The following is a 4,728-nucleotide window of genomic DNA, read 5'->3' as shown; positions in this document are numbered from 1 at the left end:
TGCCTGCGGTGGTGATGAGGGGTTGGTGGTCAGAGGTCAGCTTCTCAGCTGAGGCGTAGAGAATGAGGGAGGATGATTCGAGAGAGGGCATGAGGGATGGTGGGTTGGGGTTGTTTACCAGCGGGGCTGCTCGCAGCCGAAGACGGCGCAGGTGATGGCCCAGCCGATGGCCAGGAGGGCATGAGCACCGAGAAGCCCGGTGATGCAGAAGAGGACAAAGGGCATCGTGTAGCCGTCGTCCCGGTAGGCCTCGCCAAGCTGGCGCTCCTGGATGCGGCGATGGTGGCGGATGAGCTGCTCATTGCGCCCGGGTGTGGTGGGCTTCTTGAGATGGGCGAGCAGGCAGGCGAGAATGATCAGGCCGATCATGCAGAGGATGGTTTCTGCGGTGGATGGGATGTAGGTGCTCATGATCAGACTTCCTCCTTGGGGTTGGTTGCGTTCTGCGGTTCGAAGCGATCACGCACCTGTTCTAGGGGCTGGTTCGTGAGAGTGGCGTAAGCCTCGGTGAGCAGATCAAAGGTCTGGGTGCCGTATCCGAGATACCAGCCGACGTGCGGATGATCGCGGATCTGGATGAGCACATGGCCGATGGCTTTCTTGCCCTGCTCTTCGGGCGGCATGCCCTGCATTTGTGGGTCAGCGTCGAACATCTTATGCGGCCTCCCCGGTTGAGGTTTGAGGGATGCGCACGCGGAAGGCGTGGGACTCAGCGGCGGCTTTGCGCAGCAGGGGTGCGTGGGGAGGTTCGATGTGCAGCGCGTGGGTCTCCTGATTCGCTTTGATGAAGGCGAGGCGCTGCAGGCCTTCGACGGTGCGCGTGAGCAGCTCGGGCGCATTGCGCGGGCGGCGTGCGGTGTTGGTGCTGTGCTGTGGGTGGTCTGTTGTCATGGGCTTGGGTGTGCTGTTGTTTCGTGGGGGAAAGATCAGGCGGAGCGGGGGGCGAAGAGATCCAGCTGGCGGGGATCATTGATCTGCGCGGTGTTGAGCGTGGCTTTGCCGCGTCCCTTCATGGGGATCACATTGTCTGGCAGCGGTGCGGTGGTGGCCTCGCCACCCCGGGCGATGTAGTACGCGAAGCTTTTCCAGCCGGGCAGCTCCTGATCAATGGCCTGCATCAGGGCTTCACGCGGGCCGTGGGTGCTGCGGATGATGAAGCTGAGCAGCGCGGCCTTGGTGATGCTCCAGCGCATCTTGAGACCCCTGCCTGCCTTGTTCGTGCGGCCATTGGCGTTCACGGGGGCGTTGCATTCGATCTGCTTGTTGTTGCAGAGGCGCAGCACGGTGCGTGTGCTGTAAGGAGCGCCGAGGATGTCTGCCACCTGAGCGCAGGTCATCTCTGCCGTGGCTTCACGGGCAAAGCGGCGGACGCGTGGGTCCAGGGCTTCAGGGGGCGGGGTGTTCATGGGCGAGTGGGCGGTGCGGTCGATGGGTTTGCAGGGGATGTGCAGAGGCGGTGCAAGCGGCGCTGGTGGGTGTCTATCCCACTGGCGCGGCGGGCTTAGCGTCTGCGGAAGAGCCAGTTCTTGAGCAGGGTCAGGACTGGCAGGTCCATGGGGACGGCGGTGCGTGGGTTGAGCGGCAGCGCGAGGTGCACGGCATCCGTGGTGGCGATGACTTGCGGTGCCAGATCTGGCAGCGTGTTGTCGCGCACGCGGGAGGTGTTGCGGTGCTCCTGCAGCTGCACGCGGCGCTCCATCGCTTCGCGCTTCAGCCTGTCCTCTGCTTCCAGCCAGGCTTGTGAGGCATGGTCGCGAAGCAGCTGCTGTGCGGCGGCGGTTTCCTGCTTGGCCTGGGCGGCTTCAGCTTCAAGCTGCTGCACGCGGGCTTTCAGGTGATCCCGTTCACTGTCATCCCGGAGGAAGACAGTGGCAGGGCGCATGGCGCGCTGGGTGGCAGCGGCGCTGTGCAGATGAGCGCGGGTGACAGCAGCCGGGGGAAGGCTGATGCGGCGTTTGAGGGTCAGGGGCTGGGCTTGCATGGGTGCGTTGTGCTTGGGGTGGGTGGTGTGCCGGGCTACCGGCAGTGCGGAGATTCAAGCGGCCTGCTGCAGGCGGGTGCGCACGCGCTTGGTGATGGCGTTGGGCAGGCTGTGCATATCCACCTGGAGGAAGCGGGCGGCGGCACGCAGCGCAGAGGGCACGGCATTGGCCACGCACCAGGCGGCGGCGTCCTCTGATCCGGCGGCATCAATCAGGACAATGAATGGCGGGCGGTCATCGCACTGGCTACGGCAGTGGATATCGCCACAGGCATCCTTGGCGGGCTCCAGCTGCACGCTCTCGACTTCGACGCTCAAGGCGTCTTTGAAGAGGTCAGAGAGAGCAGTGGCACTTTCAGCCTCTTCCTTCCAGAAGGTGCCTTCAGGGGCGCGGCCTGCGCGCTCCTGATGTTTCTCAGCGGCTTCAGCCAGGGCAAAGCGAATGGTGGAGATTTGGGAGGCGGTGAGTTTCATGGCGAGTGTGGTGGGGAGATTGAGGAGATGGGGATCAGGCGGCTTTGCCGAGATTGGCGGGGATGCTGAGGCGGAATGTCATGCCGGTGCTCTGCATGCCGGTGAGTGCGGCCACGAAGTGGTTGTGGTCGTCCCGGTTAGTGACAGTGCCGTCAGCAAGGAGATGGAGCGCGGCGAGCTGTGTCTCGAAGGGTGCGTGCTTCAGATTGAACATGAGAGTCGCGCCAAAAATCGCTGCACAGGCGGCTGGCTTCGCGAGCTCTTCGGAGATGAAGAACTGCCACTGCTCAGCGATATCCCCAGGCAGGCGCATCACGCGGCCCTCCCTTCGGAGTTGAGAAGATTGATGAAGACCAATTGCAGACCCTCGGCCTTGCGGATGGCGATGGCTGTTTGCATGGCGGCATCAGCTTCCTCTGCGCTGTGCTCTTTGAGCAGGATAGCGGCCGCTTCGTAGTGGTCCGCACGTTGTGCGGCGGTCATCTGCTCAATGCCGGTGAAGGCATGGCGCATGAAGTCTGGAATCAAGGGATTCATCAGGCGGCGCATTTGAGTTGTTTGGCGACGAGCTTGCGCAACTTTGGGTAGCGCCGGGAGCCGTTCACGACGGCGCTGACTGTCTGGCGAGGGCGATCCAGTTTTTGCGCTAGCTCGACGACGGTGAGGTCGAGGTTGATGAGGGCGATCTTGGCCGCTTTGGAAAATTTGTTGTCAATGGGTGGTGGCATGGTAACTTGGTTGACTAATGACAACTTAGTTTCCCTGTTTGCATCCGTCAACACAATTTAGTTTCCCAATGGAAAATATTTCGACTCGTTTAAAGAACTTGAGGCAGCGCCTTCGGCTGAATCAGGAGGAAATGGGGAAACTTTTAGGTGTGACGGGAAAGTATGTTTCCATGCTTGAGCGTGGATACAAAGAAGCGGGCGATGAATCTACACTGTCCAAGTTGCTGAGCTTCCATGAGCAAAAGGAAACTATGGTTCGTGAGGATGCTTCCGCCTATGTGACCGGTGCACGTGCCAAACTTAAAACAGCCCGTGAAGCCAAGGGCATGACTCAGGCTGAGCTGGCCAAGGCCATTGGCTACAGTGATCTGGGCATCTATCAGAATATTGAAGACGGGCGCAGCCAGATGGGGGAGAAGATGGCGATCAAGGCAGCCAAAATCCTTGGCATCGACGTATCAGACCTCATGGACGGCTCTGACCACCTGGTTGATCGAAGCCCTTCGGGTGGCACCTTTGGGGCGGTGCCTGACATCCGCCTTCCTCCAGGCATGACGGCGAAGTTTGTGCCGCTGCTGTCTCTGGCTGAGTGCGGGCCTTCGATGACGTGGACGGATGAAGCCTATGCCGGAGAAGGTGCTCTGGTGTTTGACTGCAAAGATCCCAAGGCCTTCGCGGTGAAGCTCAGCGGCGACAGCATGCAGCCCAAATATGATGCCGGGGAGACGGCGATCATCTACCCCTCTTTCCAACCACGCAATGGCGACGTGGTGCTGGCGCGGCTGGATGATGAGCATGGTGGTGACGTCATGGTCAAGGTGTACCAGAAGAGCGCGGATGTTGTCACGCTCAGCAGCTACAATCCCGTGTACCAGCCGATGAGTTATCCACGTGATTCATTTGCACTCATCTATCCTGTCGCACAAATCACCAAGAACCTCAGATAAACCTATGGACGCGCTACACACCTTTCATGTCTGGCAGAATAGTCAAAGCCAGGGGCCGTTCACTGCTCGCGTGATGCAGGACATGCTCAAACAGGGGACTCTTTCACGCCAAGCTTTGATCAGGTATCGGGATGGAGAAGACTGGGTGCCGCTGAGCACCTATGCGGATGTGATTGACCCTCCCAAGATGCAGGTGGTGGAAGCGCCGTCTGCGCCCATGGAGACACGTGCTGCCGTGGACATGCCTTTAACGGTGAACGTTGTCGTTGATTGGCTGCTGCGTGCCGCTTTGTTTTTCATGCTCATTGGTATCGGCATGGCTTTGCTGGGAATGGCTGCCTTTGGAATGCCCGGACTCTACGCGTGCGTTGGCCCTCTTACACTGGCTCTGACCACGGCCATCATTGCATGGTCCAGGCCATGAACTGAGCGATAGCTATCATCCACCCCTAAAAGGCCGCGCAGCAATGCGCGGCTTTTTTGTGCCTGTGAGGTGCTGACATCTGGTCGTCCTGGTCAGGTGCTGGAGTGGGTGGGGTGTGGCTGAATGGGGGTGCGCTTAGCCGTGCTTGTTCCTCGGGGGGAACCGGTGGTGCAC

Annotated in this window: 11 protein-coding genes; 2 read left to right on the top strand and 9 right to left on the bottom strand. The window is 60.4% G+C overall.

Going from position 1 to position 4,728, the window contains the following annotated elements:
- Window positions 1-114: 114 nt before the first annotated feature.
- The 9 genes from WAW39_RS17205 to WAW39_RS17165 form a co-directional block, all read right to left on the bottom strand.
- The gene (locus WAW39_RS17205) at window positions 115-411 is read right to left on the bottom strand and encodes a hypothetical protein (RefSeq protein WP_422320418.1); all 297 of its coding nucleotides are present in this window, start codon (window positions 409-411) and stop codon (window positions 115-117) included.
- A 2-nt stretch (window positions 412-413) separates the two neighbouring features.
- Window positions 414-623: a hypothetical protein gene (locus tag WAW39_RS17200; RefSeq protein WP_422320417.1), complete on the bottom strand. Its 210-nt coding sequence runs from the start codon at window positions 621-623 to the stop codon at window positions 414-416.
- Between the two features lie 31 nt (window positions 624-654).
- Window positions 655-891 (bottom strand): hypothetical protein, encoded by a 237-nt coding sequence (locus WAW39_RS17195; RefSeq protein ID WP_422320416.1) that lies wholly within the window; start codon window positions 889-891, stop codon window positions 655-657.
- A 35-nt stretch (window positions 892-926) separates the two neighbouring features.
- Window positions 927-1,406, bottom strand: coding sequence for a hypothetical protein (locus WAW39_RS17190; protein WP_422320415.1), 480 nt, complete (start codon window positions 1,404-1,406; stop codon window positions 927-929).
- 95 nt (window positions 1,407-1,501) lie between these two features.
- Entirely contained in the window at window positions 1,502-1,981 is a 480-nt protein-coding gene (locus tag WAW39_RS17185) for a hypothetical protein (RefSeq protein WP_422320414.1), read from the bottom strand.
- A gap of 54 nt (window positions 1,982-2,035) precedes the next feature.
- On the bottom strand, window positions 2,036-2,455 hold the full coding sequence (locus tag WAW39_RS17180; RefSeq protein WP_422320413.1) for a hypothetical protein: 420 nt from the start codon (window positions 2,453-2,455) through the stop codon (window positions 2,036-2,038).
- A gap of 34 nt (window positions 2,456-2,489) precedes the next feature.
- On the bottom strand, window positions 2,490-2,771 hold the full coding sequence (locus WAW39_RS17175; RefSeq protein WP_422320412.1) for a hypothetical protein: 282 nt from the start codon (window positions 2,769-2,771) through the stop codon (window positions 2,490-2,492).
- On the bottom strand, window positions 2,768-2,992 hold the full coding sequence (locus tag WAW39_RS17170) for a hypothetical protein (RefSeq protein WP_294398104.1): 225 nt from the start codon (window positions 2,990-2,992) through the stop codon (window positions 2,768-2,770). The genes WAW39_RS17175 and WAW39_RS17170 overlap by 4 nt, the downstream gene beginning before the upstream one ends.
- Complete coding sequence (locus WAW39_RS17165; RefSeq protein ID WP_422320411.1) at window positions 2,992-3,183, bottom strand: hypothetical protein; 192 nt, start codon at window positions 3,181-3,183, stop codon at window positions 2,992-2,994. Before WAW39_RS17165 ends, WAW39_RS17170 begins: the two co-directional genes overlap by 1 nt.
- Before the next feature lie 68 nt (window positions 3,184-3,251).
- Between WAW39_RS17165 and WAW39_RS17160 the strand changes: the two genes are divergently transcribed.
- Both WAW39_RS17160 and WAW39_RS17155 read left to right on the top strand, forming a co-directional pair.
- Window positions 3,252-4,130, top strand: a complete 879-nt coding sequence (locus tag WAW39_RS17160; protein ID WP_422320410.1) for a S24 family peptidase — start codon at window positions 3,252-3,254, stop codon at window positions 4,128-4,130.
- 4 nt (window positions 4,131-4,134) lie between these two features.
- A complete protein-coding gene (locus WAW39_RS17155; RefSeq protein WP_422320409.1) occupies window positions 4,135-4,554 on the top strand; it encodes a DUF4339 domain-containing protein in 420 nt (139 codons plus the stop codon).
- Window positions 4,555-4,728: the final 174 nt, after the last annotated feature.

The sequence above is a fragment of the Prosthecobacter sp. genome, assembly GCF_049294395.1.
GTDB lineage: Bacteria > Verrucomicrobiota > Verrucomicrobiia > Verrucomicrobiales > Verrucomicrobiaceae > Prosthecobacter.
This window is presented reverse-complemented; position numbering and strand designations above follow the sequence as displayed.